The organism is Peribacillus sp. ACCC06369 (genome assembly GCF_030348945.1).
In the GTDB taxonomy this organism is placed as follows: domain Bacteria; phylum Bacillota; class Bacilli; order Bacillales; family DSM-1321; genus Peribacillus.
In genome coordinates, this window is the sequence record NZ_JAUCEN010000002.1 from 3,593,928 (window position 1) to 3,612,926 (window position 18,999).

The 18,999-nt window shown below is 41.9% G+C and carries 20 protein-coding genes; 1 reads left to right on the forward strand and 19 read right to left on the reverse strand.

Features of this window, described 5'->3' with window-relative positions:
• Positions 1-81 precede the first annotated feature (81 nt).
• The 13 genes from era to rpsU form a co-directional block, all read right to left on the reverse strand.
• Positions 82-1,011 (reverse strand): GTPase Era, encoded by a 930-nt coding sequence (gene era / locus QUF78_RS18340; RefSeq protein ID WP_289325786.1) that lies wholly within the window; start codon positions 1,009-1,011, stop codon positions 82-84.
• A complete protein-coding gene (gene cdd / locus QUF78_RS18345) occupies positions 995-1,402 on the reverse strand; it encodes a cytidine deaminase (protein ID WP_289325787.1) in 408 nt (135 codons plus the stop codon). The genes era and cdd overlap by 17 nt, the downstream gene beginning before the upstream one ends.
• Before the next feature lie 38 nt (positions 1,403-1,440).
• A complete protein-coding gene (locus QUF78_RS18350; RefSeq protein WP_089361538.1) occupies positions 1,441-1,818 on the reverse strand; it encodes a diacylglycerol kinase family protein in 378 nt (125 codons plus the stop codon).
• Positions 1,796-2,272, reverse strand: a complete 477-nt coding sequence (ybeY, locus tag QUF78_RS18355; protein WP_289325788.1) for an rRNA maturation RNase YbeY — start codon at positions 2,270-2,272, stop codon at positions 1,796-1,798. Before ybeY ends, QUF78_RS18350 begins: the two co-directional genes overlap by 23 nt.
• A complete protein-coding gene (locus QUF78_RS18360) occupies positions 2,269-4,443 on the reverse strand; it encodes an HD family phosphohydrolase (RefSeq protein ID WP_289325789.1) in 2,175 nt (724 codons plus the stop codon). The genes ybeY and QUF78_RS18360 overlap by 4 nt, the downstream gene beginning before the upstream one ends.
• Before the next feature lie 191 nt (positions 4,444-4,634).
• On the reverse strand, positions 4,635-5,597 hold the full coding sequence (locus QUF78_RS18365) for a PhoH family protein (RefSeq protein ID WP_289325790.1): 963 nt from the start codon (positions 5,595-5,597) through the stop codon (positions 4,635-4,637).
• Positions 5,598-5,600: 3 nt separating this feature from the next.
• Positions 5,601-6,788 carry a sporulation protein YqfD gene (yqfD, locus tag QUF78_RS18370; protein ID WP_289325791.1) on the reverse strand — a complete coding sequence of 396 codons (1,188 nt, stop codon included), beginning with the start codon at positions 6,786-6,788 and terminating at the stop codon, positions 5,601-5,603.
• A gap of 15 nt (positions 6,789-6,803) precedes the next feature.
• Complete coding sequence (gene yqfC / locus QUF78_RS18375) at positions 6,804-7,088, reverse strand: sporulation protein YqfC (protein WP_034308511.1); 285 nt, start codon at positions 7,086-7,088, stop codon at positions 6,804-6,806.
• Between the two features lie 126 nt (positions 7,089-7,214).
• Positions 7,215-7,712, reverse strand: a complete 498-nt coding sequence (locus QUF78_RS18380; RefSeq protein ID WP_289325792.1) for a hypothetical protein — start codon at positions 7,710-7,712, stop codon at positions 7,215-7,217.
• 22 nt (positions 7,713-7,734) lie between these two features.
• Entirely contained in the window at positions 7,735-8,739 is a 1,005-nt protein-coding gene (floA, locus tag QUF78_RS18385; RefSeq protein ID WP_370017081.1) for a flotillin-like protein FloA, read from the reverse strand.
• 50 nt (positions 8,740-8,789) lie between these two features.
• Entirely contained in the window at positions 8,790-10,064 is a 1,275-nt protein-coding gene (locus tag QUF78_RS18390; RefSeq protein ID WP_375091082.1) for an NfeD family protein, read from the reverse strand.
• Positions 10,065-10,412: 348 nt separating this feature from the next.
• On the reverse strand, positions 10,413-10,856 hold the full coding sequence (locus tag QUF78_RS18395; protein ID WP_289325794.1) for a GatB/YqeY domain-containing protein: 444 nt from the start codon (positions 10,854-10,856) through the stop codon (positions 10,413-10,415).
• A gap of 14 nt (positions 10,857-10,870) precedes the next feature.
• Positions 10,871-11,044, reverse strand: a complete 174-nt coding sequence (gene rpsU, locus QUF78_RS18400; RefSeq protein ID WP_028391853.1) for a 30S ribosomal protein S21 — start codon at positions 11,042-11,044, stop codon at positions 10,871-10,873.
• Between the two features lie 224 nt (positions 11,045-11,268).
• Between rpsU and QUF78_RS18405 the strand changes: the two genes are divergently transcribed.
• On the forward strand, positions 11,269-12,201 hold the full coding sequence (locus QUF78_RS18405) for a Na/Pi symporter (RefSeq protein WP_289325795.1): 933 nt from the start codon (positions 11,269-11,271) through the stop codon (positions 12,199-12,201).
• Between the two features lie 292 nt (positions 12,202-12,493).
• On the opposite strand, the gene QUF78_RS18410 is transcribed toward QUF78_RS18405, so the two are convergent.
• The 6 genes from QUF78_RS18410 to dnaJ form a co-directional block, all read right to left on the reverse strand.
• Positions 12,494-12,904, reverse strand: coding sequence for a hypothetical protein (locus QUF78_RS18410; protein ID WP_289325796.1), 411 nt, complete (start codon positions 12,902-12,904; stop codon positions 12,494-12,496).
• A 748-nt stretch (positions 12,905-13,652) separates the two neighbouring features.
• On the reverse strand, positions 13,653-14,324 hold the full coding sequence (deoC, locus tag QUF78_RS18415) for a deoxyribose-phosphate aldolase (RefSeq protein ID WP_289325797.1): 672 nt from the start codon (positions 14,322-14,324) through the stop codon (positions 13,653-13,655).
• Between the two features lie 156 nt (positions 14,325-14,480).
• Positions 14,481-15,818: a tRNA (N(6)-L-threonylcarbamoyladenosine(37)-C(2))-methylthiotransferase MtaB gene (gene mtaB, locus QUF78_RS18420; protein WP_289315626.1), complete on the reverse strand. Its 1,338-nt coding sequence runs from the start codon at positions 15,816-15,818 to the stop codon at positions 14,481-14,483.
• Positions 15,819-15,824: 6 nt separating this feature from the next.
• The gene (locus QUF78_RS18425) at positions 15,825-16,577 is read right to left on the reverse strand and encodes a 16S rRNA (uracil(1498)-N(3))-methyltransferase (RefSeq protein ID WP_289325798.1); all 753 of its coding nucleotides are present in this window, start codon (positions 16,575-16,577) and stop codon (positions 15,825-15,827) included.
• A 144-nt stretch (positions 16,578-16,721) separates the two neighbouring features.
• Positions 16,722-17,663: a 50S ribosomal protein L11 methyltransferase gene (gene prmA / locus QUF78_RS18430; RefSeq protein WP_289325799.1), complete on the reverse strand. Its 942-nt coding sequence runs from the start codon at positions 17,661-17,663 to the stop codon at positions 16,722-16,724.
• Between the two features lie 36 nt (positions 17,664-17,699).
• Positions 17,700-18,815, reverse strand: coding sequence for a molecular chaperone DnaJ (dnaJ, locus tag QUF78_RS18435; protein ID WP_207437135.1), 1,116 nt, complete (start codon positions 18,813-18,815; stop codon positions 17,700-17,702).
• Between the last annotated feature and the right edge of the window lie 184 nt (positions 18,816-18,999).

Here is an 18,999-nt window from a genome sequence, read left to right on the forward strand (position 1 = left end):
TTTTAACTAGCAATATGAATATCCGACCATATGATTAGCTTGACCGTTTTCCAAACTTTCATGACGCGTAAATTTTGTTAATTAATACTCGCTCTCATTGAAACCATAATCACGAAGCTGGCTGGCTTTGTTACGCCAATCCTTCTGTACCTTTACCCACAGTTCCAAGAAAACTTTCGAGCCCAATAAGTTTTCGATGTCCACTCTGGCACGGCTGCCGACTTCTTTAAGCATTTTCCCTTGCTTTCCGATGACGATGCCTTTTTGTGAATCACGTTCGACAACGATCGTCGCCATGACATTAATTGTATCACTGTTATCCATTTTTTTAATTGAATCGATGACAACAGCCACTGAATGCGGAATTTCTTCACGTGTCAGGTGCAGCACCTTCTCGCGGACCAATTCGGAAATGATAAAACGTTCCGGGTGATCGGTCACTTGATCGGCTGGATAAAACTGGGGACCTTCAGGCAAGTGTTCCTTGATTTGCGCAAGCAATGTCTCGACGTTATTTCCTTCAAGCGCAGAAATCGGAACGACTGCCGCAAAAGGGTAAAGCTGTTGGTATTTCTCAATGATCGGAAGTAAATCATCTGGATGCATCGCATCGATTTTGTTTACAACCAGGAAAACAGGCGTTTTTACGGATTGAAGTTTTTCGATGATAAACTCATCACCGCGTCCGTACCCTTCAGTCGCATTGATCATGAAGAGAATCAAATCGACTTCTTTCAATGTATTCGTTGCCACTTTCATCATGAAGTCACCAAGCTTATGCTTTGGTTTATGAATGCCGGGTGTATCAATGAAAATCATTTGTGAATCGTTTTGTGTTAGTACACCCTGAACCTTATTTCTTGTAGTTTGCGGTTTATCACTCATAATGGCGATCTTTTGACCGATGACACGATTAAGAAACGTACTTTTTCCAACATTAGGTCGTCCAATAATCGAAATGAAACCAGATTTGTAACCTTTTACTTGTGTATCATCAAATAATTTTTCCATTTAAATCCTCCGGTGAAAAAGCTCCTGGAAGCAATTCCTTTACTGTTAGTTCTTTTATATCCCCATTTAAGTTGGTCAAAACAACCGGCATATCCTGTTCGCACAGTTCTGAAATAACCTGCCTGCACGCCCCGCATGGAGAAACGGGACCATCGGTATCTGCCACGACTGCAAGTTTAGTGAATTTTTTATCGTCATGGGCATAAGCGCTGAATAACGCGGTCCTTTCGGCGCAATTACACATGCTGTATGCAGCATTTTCTATATTACAACCATGATAGACCTTCCCATCAGCGGTTAAAAGGGCTGCCCCCACTTTAAATTTGGAATAAGGCACATATGCTTTTTCCCTTGCTTTTTTAGCTTCCACAATCAATTCATTCGTATTCAATTCACATCTTCCTTTCAAATTGAGTACCATTTGGCAACCTACAGGCCAAACTTAGGCAAAAAGATAATCAATCCAACTATTATAGAAAATATAGCATATATGAATACAGCTCCGGCTGCAATATCTTTTGCCTGCTTGGCAAGGGGATGGATTTGATCCGTCACCAAGTCAACTACCCTTTCAATCGCTGAATTAACGAGCTCTAACGTAATCGTACCGGCAATGGCTGCCAAAATGAAAAGCCATTCCATCCCATTCAACGAGAAGTACCAGCCAAAGAATACGACGATTGCCGTTAACGCGAAATGAATCTTAATATTGCGTTCCGTTCGAACAGCCTCCAAAATTCCCTGACAGGCAAAAGAGAAACTTTTTAATAAAGGATACCTTTTTTTACCCTTCTCTTGAAAGTCCATATTCTTCCAAGATCTCCTTTTGTTTAGTGAACATCACTTTTTCATCATCTTCATTCATGTGGTCGAATCCCAATAAATGAAGAAAACCATGCAGCGCTAAAAATCCAAGTTCACGGTCAAAAGAATGACCATATTCTTCAGCCTGCTCTTTCGTGCGTTCAATTGAAATGATGATATCGCCTAACATGCGTGGCATTTCCGCCCCGACAATTTCCACTTCATCTTCACCCATTTCTTCAAGTGCAAAAGAAATGACATCGGTAGCTGAATCTTTGTGACGATATTCTTTATTGATTTCCCGAATTCTCTCATTGTCTACAAATGTAACAGACAGCTCGGTATCTTTTTCAATGTTTTCATTTTTTGCAGCAAATTGCAAAATGCTTTCAACAAGTCGCTGGGCTTCTTCAGTTACTTCGTTCGTTTCATCCATTAAATCGATAGCTAAAATCATTCTTTCACCTTCTGTCCTAATTTATCCGTCTCCGGATATTCAATCCTGGAGTGGAAGATACCATTCAGCGATTCACATAAGGAATGCTTAACGATACTCAATTCTCTCATAGTAATGTCACATTCATCAAATTGACCATCTTGAATCCTATCCTGAATGATGAAACTTACCAGTTCTTCAATCTTCTCTGGCGTTGGGTGCTGCATCGATCTCACTGCAGCTTCCACACTATCGGCAATGCCTATGACAGCTACTTCCTTCATTATCGCCCTTGGCCCGGGGTATCGGTAAGCTGCTTCCGGTGTGTCTTCATCCTGTTTTTTTGCCTTATGGTAGAAAAATTTCAATAAAGTGGTCCCGTGATGCTGCTCTGCAATATCCACAATCTCTTTCGGGAATTTTTGACTGCGCAGCATCTCCCCGCCATCTACAGCATGGGCAATGATGATATCCCTGCTCGTTTCCGGCTGGAGCCGATCATGCGGATTCTCCTCATTCATCTGGTTTTCGATGAAGAAATGCGGCCGCTTCGTTTTACCGATATCATGATAATAACTGCCGACCCTTGCCAGCAATCCATTCGACCCGATGGCTTCACATGCAGATTCCGCCAAATTGGCGACCATTACACTGTGATGATAAGTCCCAGGAGCCTCAATCAAGATCTTCCGCAGTAACGGATGATTGGGATTCGCAAGCTCGATAAGCTTAATGGATGATAAAATCCCGAAACCAGCCTCGAAAAACGGCAACAGCCCCATTGTCAAAACGGCTGAACCCACTCCGGAACCTATGGCAGCAGCAGCATAATATAAATACTCCATTCTAGTATAATGGCCGTCCATAATAAAAATGAGAGAAAAAACAAATGCGATATTGATTAAGGACAAAAGCAGCCCTGCTACCAACACCTTTGATTTGAAATTGGGTCTTGATAAGATGATGATTGCCGTCAATCCCCCGAAAATGATATAAAGCCCCATCGAGAAATCCAGATTTCCAGGTGTATCACCATTAAATATAATCGTACCATACGAACCTAACAATATGATCATGGCTACCGCTAACTTATCATTCAATAATATCTTTATGAGCATCGCCGCCATGGCACCCGGGAAAATGTATTCCAAATTCGAATTTTTAAGGTCTGCCAGAATGCTGACCGTTTTCATGGTAGCCATTGAAAGGATAAAGACAAGACTGAAGATCAATAACTGATTGTACTTGTTGTCCTTTTTTGAAATGGAAAAGTGGAAAAAGTAATAAAAAGCGGCAATGGTCAGAAATATGAATAGCAGCAGGCCGATATACGGGTAGATGGTAGACTCGGTATTTAAAAAGCCTGCCAATTCCAGCTGCCTATATACATCCCTGTCCACTAACTGATTTTCTTCAACGATGATCTGTCCTTGGAGGATCCTGATCGGCTCCACGCTCTCGACCGCTTTCCTTCGCTGTTCCTCGGTTTTGTCCTTATCGAAAAACACATTCTGAATGATTGCCGTACGGGCAAGGGAATTGGAGGCTTTTTTCATATCGCTATTGATGCTCATATAGCCCAATTCCTCTACAACCTTTTTCTTGGCATTTTCGACGTCACTGGCAGCGATCCGGGAGCTCATCACATTATTCACGGCAGTAATGGTTGAATCCTTCGCAATTTTCAACTCATCTTCATCCGCCTGCACTAAAGCAAGAAAAACGGATTCCTCAATATCTTTATTGACTTCATCGGTCAATTTTTCTTTTAATATGGAAACTTTTTGAGCATCCGTCTTTACGGTCCCTTTTTTATCTTCTTTTCCCTCATCTTCTTTATGATCTTCATCGGGGTCCGTTTCTTTATTCACCTCAATCGCTGAATCGAAAATGGATGAAATCAAGTCGACTTTATTTTTGGCATATTCTTTTTTTAAAGAATAAACATCGGCCACCTGTTTTGAAATCTCTTCTTTTTCCTGTTCCGTCTTATAGGTATCTTCCACGGTCTTGGTTGAACGGATTGTTTGTTCCGCAGGCTTAAAAAGCTCTACCTGGACCCTTTCCGGCTTTACGTTGGAGAACATTAACCCATAAGCTATCAAACCAAGTATGATAAACAATAGCACTTGAAAAAAACGATGGACCAACAGCCCTTTTATTTGAGTGAAAAATTTCTGGATACGATTCAAGGAAGGTCCTCCTAAAAAAAATGATGTTTATTATTCTAGATATGTAAAATCATAACAGTTTTCATATAAATTTTCACCTCGTATTAATAAATGTAAAGCTTCTTTCGATCCATATCCACTTTTTCACCAAAATGATAGGTCATTTCGACACATCACGAAAAATCCGCCGATTGAAAATGGCGGATTTTTTCTTATGACTTCGCCTGCTCGTAAGCAGTAATGATTTTGGCGACAAGCGGATGCCTCACTACATCACTTTGTTCAAAATAAACAAAGGAAAGGCCTTTAATGTTCTTCAAAATCTCTTCTACCCGGACCAGACCTGACTTCATGCCTTTTGGAAGGTCTATTTGGGTCCGGTCTCCCGTAATAACCATTTTCGATTCGAAACCTAGCCGGGTCAAAAACATCTTCATTTGGGCTTCTGTCGTATTTTGGGCTTCATCCAATATGACAAAGGCATCTTCAAGCGTACGGCCCCTCATATAAGCCAGAGGAGCTATTTCGATCGTTCCGCGTTCTATCATCCTTTGGGTCTGTTCCATCCCAAGAAGGTCATGGAGAGCGTCATACAGCGGACGTAGATAAGGATCTACCTTTTCTTTCAGATCACCAGGCAGAAAACCGAGGCTTTCGCCCGCTTCGACGGCAGGCCGTGTCAGGATGATCCGTTTAACATGTCCATTTTTCAATGCATTGATTGCCATCACCACAGCAAGATAGGTCTTCCCTGTACCGGCAGGCCCAATTCCAAATACCAGGTCTTGTTTCTTTATTGCCTGGATATAGTATCTCTGGCCGATAGTTTTGACTTTAATGGATTTCCCCTTAGCTGTTTTAGCGATTTCCTCATCATATAATTCTCCGAAATACTCCAATGTGCCTTTCCTAGCCAATTCAATCGCATAAAGCACATCTCTGGAACTGATTGCAATTCCTTTTCTAATCACTGTCAATAGTGCCTTAAGGATATCCTGCCCCATCGTTACCCGCTCGATATCCCCGGCAACACTCACCGCTTCACCCCGGGTAATGACGGAAATCCCAAGCTCCTCTTCAAGCACTTTTACATTTGAATCTCCATTGCCCAATAAAGCGATCGCTTCATTAGGTGATTCTATTTCCAACTTAATTACTTTCACATCATCTGCCATTCGTTAGTCTCCTTGAATGATTGGCTGTCCAATCGCTATATCTTCAATAACTTGGTAATGTATAGATAATTTAACTTTACCATTCTCCATGCTTTCGTGCAAAATTTTTTCTTCGACGATTTCATCTTCCTCGTCTAAATGCTTTTTCAATTCCGCTTTAGCCATTTTCCTGCCTTCCTTCACCGCCTCTTCCTCCGTATAACTTCGAACTATATCTTCCTTGCTCCTTAAGGTCACCTGTTTATAGGAAATGGGCAGTTCCCATTGAAGAAAGTGAAACGGCCTCACTGTCGTTTCTTTTACCTGTTTTTCATAACCTGGGTCCTTGAATCCCCAAACAGGCAGGGAGAAGTCCCCCATTTTCAAAAAGTGCCTGCTCGTTTCATTTCCGTTAAAAACAGAAAACTTGGTTTTTAACGGCACATCCACTTTCGCTTTATACCACGTTTTCCCTTTTATTACTCCCTGTGCTGATACAATTTCCTGTTTGTCCTCTTTTCCAATAAGTCCTGAAACAAGAAGCTGTCCTTTTCCTACATAATCATTCACATTAACTATAGATTGTCCTTTTTCAACGAACATATTAGTGATGATCGCTTTTTTGGAAGCCACCAAATTTTGTGGAGATGTTTTCTCGACCTCTTTAGGCTGCCGTTTTTCAACCACCCGGAAATGGTATGTCGTTCCCTTTAACTCTACCCCTACCCATGTCAATGCACCAATCCGGTCCGACAGCTTACGCTGAATCGTATCCACATCATCAACAAAGAATTGCACTTTACCGATCTTCACACCCATCTTGTCCAATTCTTTTCGGATGGCATGCTCGGTTGCCGGCTTGGCATCTTGCACCTCGATGCCCCATACCATATTGGAAAGTACAAATATGCAAAGCAGGAAAGCAATCAGACCCACTAAAAACCCGCTGTTTTTCATAATCCTCTTCATTAGGAAAGGGAAACCCTTTCCCTGCATGAACTTTACTTTACAATCGCTCTTTCGCATGACCTGACGGAGTTTAGGGATATCCCTGACATCCATATGGAAAATCAGGGCCTCGCTGCCGACGCGCTTCACTTCCCAGATATGAAGCCCCCTTCTAGTCAGCATATTTATCAGCCGTTCTGCACCTTTGCCATAAGCTTTCACTTTTACATAGCCTGTATAATAGTTTGTCCATTGGTTTTTCATGGAGACCTCCCGGGATCATTCATTGATAAAATAAACCTTGTCAATTTTGCCTTCGAGCATGATTTCTTCCGGCAAAATCGTCTTTATGACAAAGGCGTTTCCCTTTATCAGCAACTGCCCATTTTTCAGCATCAATCGTACTTCGCTGTCTGTAAAAGCCAATAAGCCACGATGGTTTTCAATATAAATATGTAATTGACCGATCATAGTAATTCGCGGCAGGTCCATCATGACATCTTGCGGAAGGTCCATTGTTTTGGTCATAAGCTGTTTCACTTTTTTTCCCCAATTGCGTGCCATAAAAAAGAACCCCCTTTCATCTCAATGTATGAAATGAAAGAGGGTTCTAGCACAAAATTATAAGGGAATGAAAGTCTATTTTTTTCATGCATCAAGGACAGGCTGAAAAAGGCCCGGGGTGCCGAATTACCTTCTGGACCGCTGAAGACTTCGCTTCGCCCTTGGCGGTCCCAGCACTTCTGACATGATGATGCCATCAATCAGCTGCTTTTTCCCAAAAGACGGTCCTTTGCGATAGACCGGACTGTTATTATCAGATATCGCTGATGTAATTTGATCTGCCTTCGCTTTTTGATATAAACGCTCTTGATCGTACTTCTGCTGAAGCCGTCTAAGCTCCGCAATCCTTTTGTTCGCTTCGTTCTTCGTCTCATCGATTACTTCAAAAGCCTGTGTTGCCTGCTGATCTACTTTCCTTACGGGAGCAGGGGCAGGCCTTTGCTGCTGTTCCCCTTGTGACATTTCGCCCTGAAGCTCCCGCATGACCTCCTGCCATTTCTTTTTCGGAGGCGTGTTTGGATCATCATTTTGCTGCTTTTTCTTTCCTAACATGGACGTTAAGATACCGATCAAGACAACGATAAGGAATGGGTTCTTGAGAAAGAAATCAATAAAATCTCCCATTTAAAGACCTCCCTTCCCTGACCTAATTATTATTGTTATTGTTATTGTTGTTGATATTATTGTTATCCTTTGGATTTTCGGATATTTTACTGATGGAACCGCGCATATCCGTATCGGCCGTGATATTTTGGATATTCATATAATCCATCACTCCAAGATTCCCGCTTTTCAGTGCATCGGCCATGGCCAACGGAACTTCCGCTTCGGACTGAACAACCTTCGCTCGCATTTCCTGAACACGGGCAACCATTTCCTGTTCAAGTGCAACAGCCATTGCACGCCGTTCTTCGGCCTTCGCCTGGGCTATTTTCTTATCTGCCTCGGCTTGATCCGTCTGTAATATGGCCCCGATATTTTTCCCGATATCCACTTCAGCGATGTCAATGGAAAGAATTTCGAATGCCGTTCCAGAATCCAACCCTTTTGATAAAACCGTTCTAGAAATCAAATCGGGATGCTCCAGTACATCCGTATGCATTTTAGAAGCACCGATCGTCGATACGATCCCTTCACCTACACGGGCAATGATCGTCTCTTCACCGGCACCACCGACTAGACGTTCAATATTGGCACGAACCGTAATCCTTGCCTTCGCTTTTACTTCAATCCCATTCATCGCTACACCAGAGATGAACGGAGTTTCGATCACTTTCGGGTTAACGCTCATTTGAACGGCTTGAAGAACATCACGACCTGCCAGGTCAATAGCTGCACCCCGTTCGAAAGGTAAGACGATATTGGCACGTTCTGCAGCAATTAAAGCATTCACTACGCGATCGACATTACCCCCTGCAAGGTAATGGCTCTCCAATTGATTCGTTGAAACATTGATTCCAGCCTTATGGGCCTTGATAAGGGGATTAACAACCCTGCTTGGTATAACACGGCGAAGCCTCATCCCAACTAATGTAAATATACTGATTTTGACTCCTGCCGCCAAAGCGGAAATCCATAACATTACTGGTACGAATGTGAAAAACACTGCCAATACGATGATGGCAGCAATCACTGCCAGTACAATAAATATCGTTCCTGAAGTTATCACTTAATGATTCATCCTTCCTGTATCTTTTAATGTTAATTCGAATCCGGAATTTCCCGGACGACCACCCTAGATCCTTCAACTTTAACGATCATGATTGACGAACCTTTGGAAATAAAGCTTCCTTCAGTCACGACATCCACTCTTTCATCTTTGATCAAAGCTGTTCCCGAAGGCCTCAAATCTGTCATGGCCTTCCCTTCCACACCTAATAAATCAACTCTATTCGGATTGCTGACATACCCTTGTTCCGTTTTTGTTGCATCGGTTAATATCATTTTCCTGAAAAATTTCATTTGTTTTCCAAACACCTTTACAAGTAGGATGAATACCAAAATGGATACGGTGACCGCAATTAGCAAGGATATCGTCATATGAACAGGATCATCTGATGCGAGGAATAAACTCCCCACGATCGCTGTAAATCCAAGCAGTCCGATAATCCCCCCTGGGAGAAAAAACTCAATTAGAACGAGAATGACCCCAATGATGAACATAGCTAACGATTCGTACCCGGTGATACCAGCGACAAGATGGCCATAGAAGAATAAAACGAGACTTGAGATCCCAATTACCCCTGGAATTCCAAAACCAGGTGAAAACAATTCCATCACAATCCCGATTCCCGCTATCGTCAATAAAATGGGAACGACGATCGGATTGGTCAAAAAGCGGGCAAGTTTCTCAGGAAAGCTTTCTTCGATTGACCGAATATCGGCATCCTCGACCCCAAGTATACTATACAGCTCCGCTTTCCCAGAGACAGTGCCTTCACTATATCCAGCCTTTTTTGCCTGTTCAGCTGTAAATGTCAGCAACTTTCCTCTTTCCGCTCCATATTCGGGAAGATCGATGTCATCATCCGCCATCGCCTGAGCGAAAATGGGATCGCGTCCATTTTGTTCTGCAGCAGTCTTCATGGCAGCCAGCCAATAAGATTGCGCTTTCTTACCTGCAGCGTTCCCTGTTGAATCAATGACAGCCGCCGATCCCATGGTAGCACTTGGTACCATATAGATCTCATCTGCACTTAGAGAAATATATGCACCTGCAGATAATGCCCTGTTATTGACGTAGGCAACTGTCTTAATTGGTGAATCGGACAGTAACTTTGCGATTTCCCCTGCCGCATCCACAGCACCTCCAGGGGTATTCACTTCGAATACGACAAGATCTGCATCAGCTGCTTCAGCAGTGGTCAGCGCACGTTCCAAAAAGGCCGAGAGCCCTTTTTCCACCGTTTCTTCAATTGGAACATGGTAAACGATCTTTTCTTTTGCAGAAACCGACGATACCCCAAATGAAGACATGGTGAACAGCAATCCAAACAGGAGTACAGATAAATAACGCCAAATTTTCAACGGAACGCCCCCTTTCCCGTATTAAACGCTGTAAGTGCCTCCAATTTCATGAAGATACTTACCAGTAAAATTCAGGCCGCAACTAAAATTCGAATAAGGAGCAAATGAAGCAACCCTTTACTCTGTTCTTTAGTTATTACGTATGTATATGAAAAAGGTTTCAAAAAAAGCAAATAAAATTGAAAGTACCCCATATTATCTTGGACTTTGCTTCAATAATATACGCATAAAACCATGAAATACACAAAAACCACAGGCAATTGCCTGCGGTTAGGTTTCGAGTTTTAAGTTTCGAGTTCAAGATAGATGTTGTTGTACTAATTTGTTTACTAGAGAACCATCCGCTTTACCTTTAACTTTAGGCATTAAAGCTCCCATAACTCTCCCCATATCTGCTTTGGATGTTGCATTGACTTCTTCAATCGTTTGTTTAACAATATTAGAAATCTCTTCTTCTGAAAGTTGCTCAGGCATATATGCCTCTACGTATACTAGTTCGGTGCGGACTTTATCCACGAGATCGGAACGACCTGCGTTTTCAAACTCCTGGAGGGAGTCTTTGCGTTGTTTTAATTCGCGAGAGAGCACTGTCAATTCTTCATCATCTGTTAAATCTTGTCTCTGCTTTAGAGCTTCGTTTTGAATAGAAGCTTTCAGCATCCGAATAACAGATAGTTTGTCCTTTTCCTTGTTCTTCATCGCTTGTTTCATATCATTATTTAAACGCTCGAGAAGACTCATCTTTCCACCCTCTCTTAGAATTTACGTTTTCTAGCAGCTTCAGACTTTTTCTTACGTTTTACGCTTGGTTTTTCATAAAATTCACGCTTCCTAGCTTCCTGAAGCGATCCTGCTTTAGATACAGTACGTTTGAAACGACGAAGAGCATCTTCAAGCGATTCGTTTTTACGAACGACGGTTTTAGACATCTCTTTCCCTCCCTCCGAAAACAACACACTAACTCAAGTTGTCAACATGTTATACATGTACTAAACAATTATAATATATCATCTTTAGCAGGTCAACCAATTAAATCAAACTTATTTTGAATTTATTCATGTTATTATCATAACTTTTCTCTAAACGGCATGGAAATCCAATTTATAGCATGTCTCCTCTTAATGGACCATAAGATTATTAAGGGGTGACTGTTATGTTTGAGCTATTTTTATTCCTGCTATTCATTGCGATATTTTTGGCAGGTATGTCAGTTTTACGGATCGGACTGTTCAATATGTCCGGTGCAGCATTAAAGACTTTTCTATTAAAGGTAACGGATAAGCCATGGAAAGGTTTCATGGCCGGAACCATCTTTACGGGGATCCTGCAAAGCAGCTCGGCGGTCATGGTCATGACGGTCGGCCTCGTTTCTGCAGGAAGCTTAACATTCCCGCAAACAATCGGGATTATTCTTGGAACAAATATCGGATCCACCTTTACAGCAGAGTTCATGACCTTCTCTTTGGATCGTTGGATCATTCCCGGAGTTGTCAGCGGCGCTTTCCTTTGCTTCATGCCTAAAGTATTACCGAGAAGCTTAGGGATGTCCCTGATCGGAATCTCTGCCATCTTCGCGGCAATGAGTGGTTTTAAAACGCTTTCGACACCGATTGCTGCCTATCCATCCATACAGACGCTCATCCATTACATAGAGGGCCATATGATTTATGCCCTATTGGCCGGAATATTATTGACGGCACTCATTCATTCCAGTTCAGCAACCATCGGGATAGCCATGAGCTTTTTGATGAATGGGGAGTTATCCGTCGCTTCCGCAATCATCATCATGCTCGGATCCAATATTGGCACTTGCATCACCGGATACATGGCCAGCATCGGGTCTGGGAGACAAGCCGCCTTCACGGCTTATGCACATATTTGGCTAAACGTCATCGGGGTTGCCGCATTCCTGCCTTTTGTGGACACCCTGGAACGAACGGCTGCCTTTTTCACCGAAAACAAGGGGACACAGCTCGCCCATGCGAGTGTCATTTTCAATATCTTGACTTCTTTGGCTGTCTTGCCTTTCGCACGCCAATTCTCCAATTTCATTCTTTTGGCACATCGGCCACATATAAAAAAATAAAGGACTGTCCCAAAAGTCATTAGAAACTGACAATGGGACAGCCTCGAAGAAGATAGACATAAACTAACCGCTACAGATATCGAGGGTGGTAAACGATTACCAGAGGTTTTTTAGCTAATCTTTTTATAATTAGTTTTATGGTTTAATAAGCTCAAACCACTTAATATAACAGCAGCTAATATCAAAACGATCAAACCTTTATTAGAGAAAGATGTTAGATAAAAAACAGTTACTGCCATTATAAATAAAACGGTTATTAAAGTATTATATACCCAAAATTTTATCATGTATTTCACCACTCATCGTAAGTAGTTTTAGTTTTTCCTTTATAATTCTTTTCCTTATAGTGCACTGTTTTAATAATTCCAATCTTACCAGATTTCGTATTCCTTTTCACGTAAGATTTATAAGATGCGTATCCGTATAATTCTTTCACACCCAATGCAGTTGCAGTAAGAAAGGAAGGTATACCAACTCCAGGAATTAGACCACCAGCACTAACTGCCGTTATACCAATGAAAACCCCTTTTGATCTATCTGTATTACTAAACATTAATTTATAACTTGTGGGTAAAGAAGATCTGGACATACATTTGTATGCTGGGTAACATGCATCTGCTTTTTGAGGTGCAGCCATTGAAACGCCAATTAAAGAAAAAGCTAATGTTATTGATAAAAGTAAATTAAAAACCCGTTTTTTCATTTTCCTCCCCCTGTTTATGTATTTAATATAAGCACGTTTACTCCCCTTGTTACCCCCTAATATCTATTAAATCCACAATAAACTTTTTTTGAATTTATAGGTTCCAAAAATGAACAGTACAAATTCAAAAATGGTACAGGTCCTCTTTTTTTATCGAAGAAATCAGAAAAACCAATATATTGGAGATATTTCTTGGACGACCGGAATATACCAACAGATTCGATTACATCACCAGTAAACGGACACGATCTTTGTTCACTATACAAAAACATACCCTTTAACTTCTGAAGAAATTTTTTGCAACAAGAGAAGTGCTAATAGAGAAAGTAACAAAGATACCAACGCCTTCAACATGAAAAGGATTGTCAAGGAACGAAAAGCTCAGAGGCGTCCACTTGTGAATTCGCCAGTTACATTTCAATCAATTAATGGAGAATTAAAGCGAAGGCAAAAGTAAACGTTTATTCTGAATCAAGACGCAAATTCTAAGCAAGATAAAAATCGAGATAGAGAGCATTTTTGTTCAAATCAAGGGCAATTGGTCTTTTCGTCGCTTTTCGCTTCGGAGAAACTAAATGTTATAGTCCGAACGGAGTTTTGAATCGTGGCAATGGTTTATATTTAAATGGCTGTCATCCTCCAGCTGTTTTCGGTAGATATTAAAGAAATAAAAAACAGGCGGAGAAAAATAAATTATTTTTCTCCGCCTGTTTTATTTTAAGGACTTATTATACAGCCCCATACAATATCAATAATCCGAATCAGCCGTTAAGCCCTTTACGATGGAGACACCTGCACTCGCTCCAATTCTTGTTGCACCAGCTTCAATCACGTTCTGGGCATCAGTCGTGTTGCGGACTCCGCCTGAAGCTTTGACACCGATATCGGGACCAACCGTTTTTCTCATGAGCGCGATATCTTCAACAGTCGCACCGCCGGTCGAAAAACCAGTTGATGTTTTAACATAATCCGTTCCCGCTTTTACTGCAAGTTCACAAGCACGGACTTTTTCTTCCTCAGTCAATAGAGCGGTTTCAATGATTACTTTCGATAGAGCTTTACCAGTGGATGCCGCTACCACAGCACGGATATCCCGCTCTACCAACTCATTATCCTTGTCCTTCAATGCGCCGATATTAATCACCATATCGACTTCGTGGGCGCCATTACTGATGGCATCTTTCGTTTCAAAAGCTTTGGTTTCCGGTGTGGTTGCACCTAGAGGGAACCCGATAACCGTACAAACTTTTACATCTGAACCTTCCAAAAGTTCGCTTGCATACTTAACCCAAGTCGGGTTTACGCATACGGAAGCAAAGTTATATTCTCTCGCTTCTTCGCATAATACCTTAATTTGATCTTTGGTTGCATCTGCTTTTAATAATGTGTGGTCAATTAAACCTGCTACATTTTGTGACATTAATAATCCTCCTCAAAAACAATCTATAACTAGTTGTACGTACCTCTCATGATACCATAGTTTATCCAATTTGACGATATATATAGTCTTTACCCGAATGTACCAAGAAACACGCAAGCAGAGGATAAAAAAAAAGACAGCAGAAAAACGGCTGTCTTAAATATTGGAAACTTGTTGCAACGGAAAATCCTTCACGACCGTCACGAACTGACCTTCACTAAATGGATAGCCAGACTTTGTAATCTTCACTTTTACGATTTCACCGACCATCTCATCCGAAGCTGGGAAGACGATTTTCATATAATTATCGGAGTATCCTTCATAAAGGCCATTTTCCAACTTCGTTTCAGGAATGACTTCAAGAACTTCCCCCTCAAATCGTGATGCATACTCTTTTGCCAGCTGGTCCGACAAAGCGATAAGACGGTGGACGCGTTCATTTTTGACATCTTCATCCACTTGATCTTCCATACGTGCAGCCGGAGTCCCTGTCCGTTTTGAATAAGGGAAGACATGGAGTTCGGAGAATTTATATTTTTCTATAAAGTTATATGTCTCCATGAATTCTTCTTCGGTTTCACCCGGGAAACCTACGATGACATCAGAAGTAACAGCAAGACCCGGAAGTGCAATTTTTAACTTTTCGATTCGATCACCGAAGAAATCCATCGTATATTTACGTCTCATCCGTTTTAAAACCGTATCGGAACCCGATTGGATTGGAATATGCAAATGACGTACGACTTTTTTTGATTTCGTCAGCACTTCAATGATCTCATCTGTAATTTGGCTGGCTTCAATGGATGAAATACGGATGCGCTTCAGCCCATCGATTTTTTCCAGGTCCCGCAGCAGCATCGCCAAATTATAGTCCTTCAAATCGTCTCCATAGCCACCAGTATGAATTCCGGTCAAGACTAGTTCTTTATATCCTGCCTCGACAAGCTGTTCAGCTTGGTGAACGACTTCCTTTGGGTCGCGCGAACGCATTAATCCACGAGCCCAAGGGATGATGCAGAAAGTGCAGAAATTATTGCACCCTTCCTGAATCTTTAATGAAGCACGTGTACGGTCTGTAAAAGCAGGTACATCCAACTCTTCGTAGACACGGTTTTTCATGATATTTCCTACAGCATTGATTGGTTCACGTTCAACCTTGAATTGCTCGATGTAATCAAGCAGTTTAACCCTGTCCTGTGTTCCTACAACAATATCCACACCTGGTATGGCCATGATTTCTGCTGGCGATGTCTGAGCGTAGCATCCCGTTACCGCTATGACGGCATTCGGATTCTTACGAATGGCACGACGGATGACCTGACGGCTTTTTTTATCGCCAGTGTTTGTCACCGTGCATGTGTTGATGACATATACATCTGATGTGTTTTCAAACTCAACACGATCATATCCCCCAGTTTTGAATAATTGCCAAATAGCCTCTGTTTCATAATGATTCACTTTACAGCCTAATGTATGGAAAGCGACCGTTGCCATTTTTCATCACCTCAAAAGTTCTACATGATAAGAAACAGCGGAAAGTGCATATAAAGGTGCTGTTTCAGTTCTTAATATCCTTGGTCCAAGACCGCAAGCCACAAAACCGGCATCAGTCAGTTTTTCAATTTCCTTATCTGCTAACCCACCTTCAGGACCAAACACGAATAAGATCGATTGCCCTGGGGTGATATCTTTCAAGACAGATGCGAGTACAGAAGTTTCCCCACGTTTTGCCTCTTCTTCAAAAGCGATTAATTTATGATCGAAACCGGAAGCATACCCAGCTAGCTGAACTGCCGTCATCGGTTCCTTGATGGCAGGGATAACTGTGCGGTGAGATTGTTCAGCCGCCTCTTTTGAAATCTTCTGGAGCCTCTCCAATTTCTTACCTACCTTTTTGTGGTCCCATTTTACCACCGAACGAGCCGCAATAAAAGGGATAAATTCAAAGGCACCCAGTTCCGTACCCTTTTGAACGATATATTCCAATTTATCCCCTTTAGGCAGACCGCTCGCTATCACAACCCTCACAGGAAGTTCCTTTTCTTCATTCTTCCATTCGATAACGGTCCCTATAACAGCATCATCACTAATTTCCGAAATTTCCGTGACAGCTGTCATACCATTGCCTTTCACCGTAATGATCCGCTCCCCTGGTCCCATCCTCATGACCCTGGCGATATGGTGAAAATCATCGCCTGATATCGTCACCGTGTTTCCATTGATGTCTTCTTCGTTAAGAAAATACCGTTGCACACTGCCACCCACTTCGTCTAGTCTAAAAACTTACAGGCTAACAGTCAGAGGCTTATTACCCGAATGCAAGCCATGCAAAGATTCAAGCTAAAAAAAGGTACTCTGACTATCAAAATACCCGATAATCAGAGTAACTTTTTTCAATTAATCATTTCTTTTCGCGATTATCGCTACCCAATCTTCCATCAAGATGGTTTCGGAAATGGTGAAGCCAGATCCCGTAATCGCATCCTTCACATCTTGTTTCTTAGGTTGAATGATTCCAGAAGCTATAAAATATCCGCCCGGTTTGACGACTTTCGCTACATCATCCGTAAAGCTCATGATCACTTCGGCAAGAATATTAGCCACGACGACATCCGCTTGTTCATTTACACCATCCAGCAAGTTACCTTTTGAAACGGACACTTTATCCTGCACGTTATTAAGTTCCACATTTTGTATAGCTGACTGTACAGCCACTTCATCCAAATCAAGGGACTGGATTCGTTTTGCGTCCAATAATGCAGCAGCAATGCTTAGAACACCAGAACCCGTTCCTACATCAACGACTAAATCCCCAGGCCGCACTGTACGTTCCAGCGCTTGGATGCACATGACCGTTGTCGGGTGTGTACCTGTTCCGAAGGCCATGCCTGGATCAAGTTCGATGATCAGTTCGTCACTGCTTACTGGAGTGTAATCTTCCCATGTTGGCACGATGGTAAAACGTTCGGATATCTTGACGGGATTATAATATTTTTTCCAAGCCGTCGCCCACTCTTCTTCATTCACTTCACTAATTGAAACAACATTCTTCCCAAGGTCTATATCAAAAAGGTGGAGATTATTGATTGATTCCTTAATAGCATCAACGGTTTCACCAAGAAAGCTGTTTACGGGAAGATAAGCCTTAATGACTACACCCTCATCCGGATAATCATCTGGGTTTAAGTGGTAGATTTCGCCAAAAACATTTTCGCGTTCCTTGACTAATTCTAGAGGATCCTCAATGACAACACCACTCGCACCTGCCTCATGAAGAATATTAGAAACAGGTTCAACCGCTTCATTCGTTGTTTGGATTGCAAATTCAGACCACTTCATAATCTACCAACTCCCAATTTGTTCTTTTACTTTTATTCACCTATCTTTAAATGCACGTTTCACTTTTGAGAAAAAGCCATCTTCTTGTTCATCTATACCTTGTCCGCTGATATCGCTGAACTCACGAAGCAGATCCTTTTGTTTTTCCGTTAATTTTTTAGGCGTTACCACTAATACGACTACATGCTGATCTCCTTGGCCATATCCTCTGACGTTAGGAACACCTTTGCCTTTTAAACGGAAACGCGTGCTTGTTTGTGTACCGGCAGGGATCTTCAGCTTCACTTTTCCATGAAGGGTCGGAACTTCTATTTCATCGCCTAATGCTGCCTGAGCGAAAGTAACCGGCATTTCACAATAGATGTCATCGCCATCCCGCTCAAAGAATTCATGGCTGCGTACATGGAAGACAACATACAGGTCTCCAGCTGGACCGCCATTGATTCCTGGCTCTCCTTGGCCGGTTACACGCAATTGCTGACCATCATCAATTCCGGCTGGCACCTTAACTTGGATCTTTTTACGTTTTTGGACTTTTCCGTCACCGCCACATGTTGAGCATTTATTAGGAATGATTTTTCCTGTTCCTTGACAATGGTGACATGCTCTCCGGTTCACAATCCTTCCGAACGCTGTGTTTTGTTCAACATTCAATTGACCGGTTCCATGACAATGTGAACAATTTTCCACTTTTGTGCCTGGTTTGGCACCGGATCCTTTACATGTATCACAATTCTCTTCACGCGGAATTTCGATTTCAGTATCTTTTCCAAATGCAGCCTCTTCAAAAGAAAGCGTCATCGTATACTGTAAATCCGCCCCTTGACGCGGTGCATTAGGATCTCTCCTACGTCCGCCGCCACCAAAGAAGCTACTGAAAATATCTTCGAAACCGCCGAAACCACCAAAGTCCTGACCACCAAAGCCCTGATTTGGATCTGTATGTCCGAATTGGTCATAATGGGCCTTTTTCTGTTCGTCACTCAATACTTCGTAAGCTTCCTTGATTTCCTTGAATTTATCCGCAGCATCGTCCGCTTTATTAATATCAGGGTGATATTGTTTGGAGAGCTTTCGATACGCTTTTTTGATTTCATCCTTCGAAGCACTCTTCGAAAGGCCTAACACCTCATAATAATCGCGTTTACTCATATCTAAAATCCACTCCCGATTCGATTCACATAAAGGTAATATTATCACTGAACGAAGATAATAATCAACTAGAAAAGTACAAACAGGCTTTAACACTTTTTTGTAATTGGTAATGCCAGCCCCAAATTGCACACATTTATTTCTAAAATCCCATGATTCCCCAACAGCGATTGTAAGATTAAAA

Coding starts and splice junctions, on each gene's coding strand:
- yqfC (WP_034308511.1), bottom strand. CDS start 7,088: ATGGCACGCAATTGGGGAAAAAAAGTGAAACAGCTTATGACCAAAACA.
- mtaB (WP_289315626.1), bottom strand. CDS start 15,818: ATGGCAACGGTCGCTTTCCATACATTAGGCTGTAAAGTGAATCATTAT.
- era (WP_289325786.1), bottom strand. CDS start 1,011: ATGGAAAAATTATTTGATGATACACAAGTAAAAGGTTACAAATCTGGT.
- QUF78_RS18390 (WP_375091082.1), bottom strand. CDS start 10,064: ATGTCTTCATTTGGGGTATCGTCGGTTTCTGCAAAAGAAAAGATCGTT.
- QUF78_RS18365 (WP_289325790.1), bottom strand. CDS start 5,597: ATGGCAGATGATGTGAAAGTAATTAAGTTGGAAATAGAATCACCTAAT.
- QUF78_RS18405 (WP_289325795.1), top strand. CDS start 11,269: ATGTTTGAGCTATTTTTATTCCTGCTATTCATTGCGATATTTTTGGCA.
- rpsU (WP_028391853.1), bottom strand. CDS start 11,044: ATGTCTAAAACCGTCGTTCGTAAAAACGAATCGCTTGAAGATGCTCTT.
- ybeY (WP_289325788.1), bottom strand. CDS start 2,272: ATGATTTTAGCTATCGATTTAATGGATGAAACGAACGAAGTAACTGAA.
- QUF78_RS18380 (WP_289325792.1), bottom strand. CDS start 7,712: ATGGGAGATTTTATTGATTTCTTTCTCAAGAACCCATTCCTTATCGTT.
- QUF78_RS18410 (WP_289325796.1), bottom strand. CDS start 12,904: ATGAAAAAACGGGTTTTTAATTTACTTTTATCAATAACATTAGCTTTT.
- prmA (WP_289325799.1), bottom strand. CDS start 17,663: ATGAAGTGGTCTGAATTTGCAATCCAAACAACGAATGAAGCGGTTGAA.
- dnaJ (WP_207437135.1), bottom strand. CDS start 18,815: ATGAGTAAACGCGATTATTATGAGGTGTTAGGCCTTTCGAAGAGTGCT.
- deoC (WP_289325797.1), bottom strand. CDS start 14,324: ATGTCACAAAATGTAGCAGGTTTAATTGACCACACATTATTAAAAGCA.
- yqfD (WP_289325791.1), bottom strand. CDS start 6,788: ATGAAAAACCAATGGACAAACTATTATACAGGCTATGTAAAAGTGAAA.
- QUF78_RS18350 (WP_089361538.1), bottom strand. CDS start 1,818: ATGGACTTTCAAGAGAAGGGTAAAAAAAGGTATCCTTTATTAAAAAGT.
- QUF78_RS18395 (WP_289325794.1), bottom strand. CDS start 10,856: ATGAGTCTTCTCGAGCGTTTAAATAATGATATGAAACAAGCGATGAAG.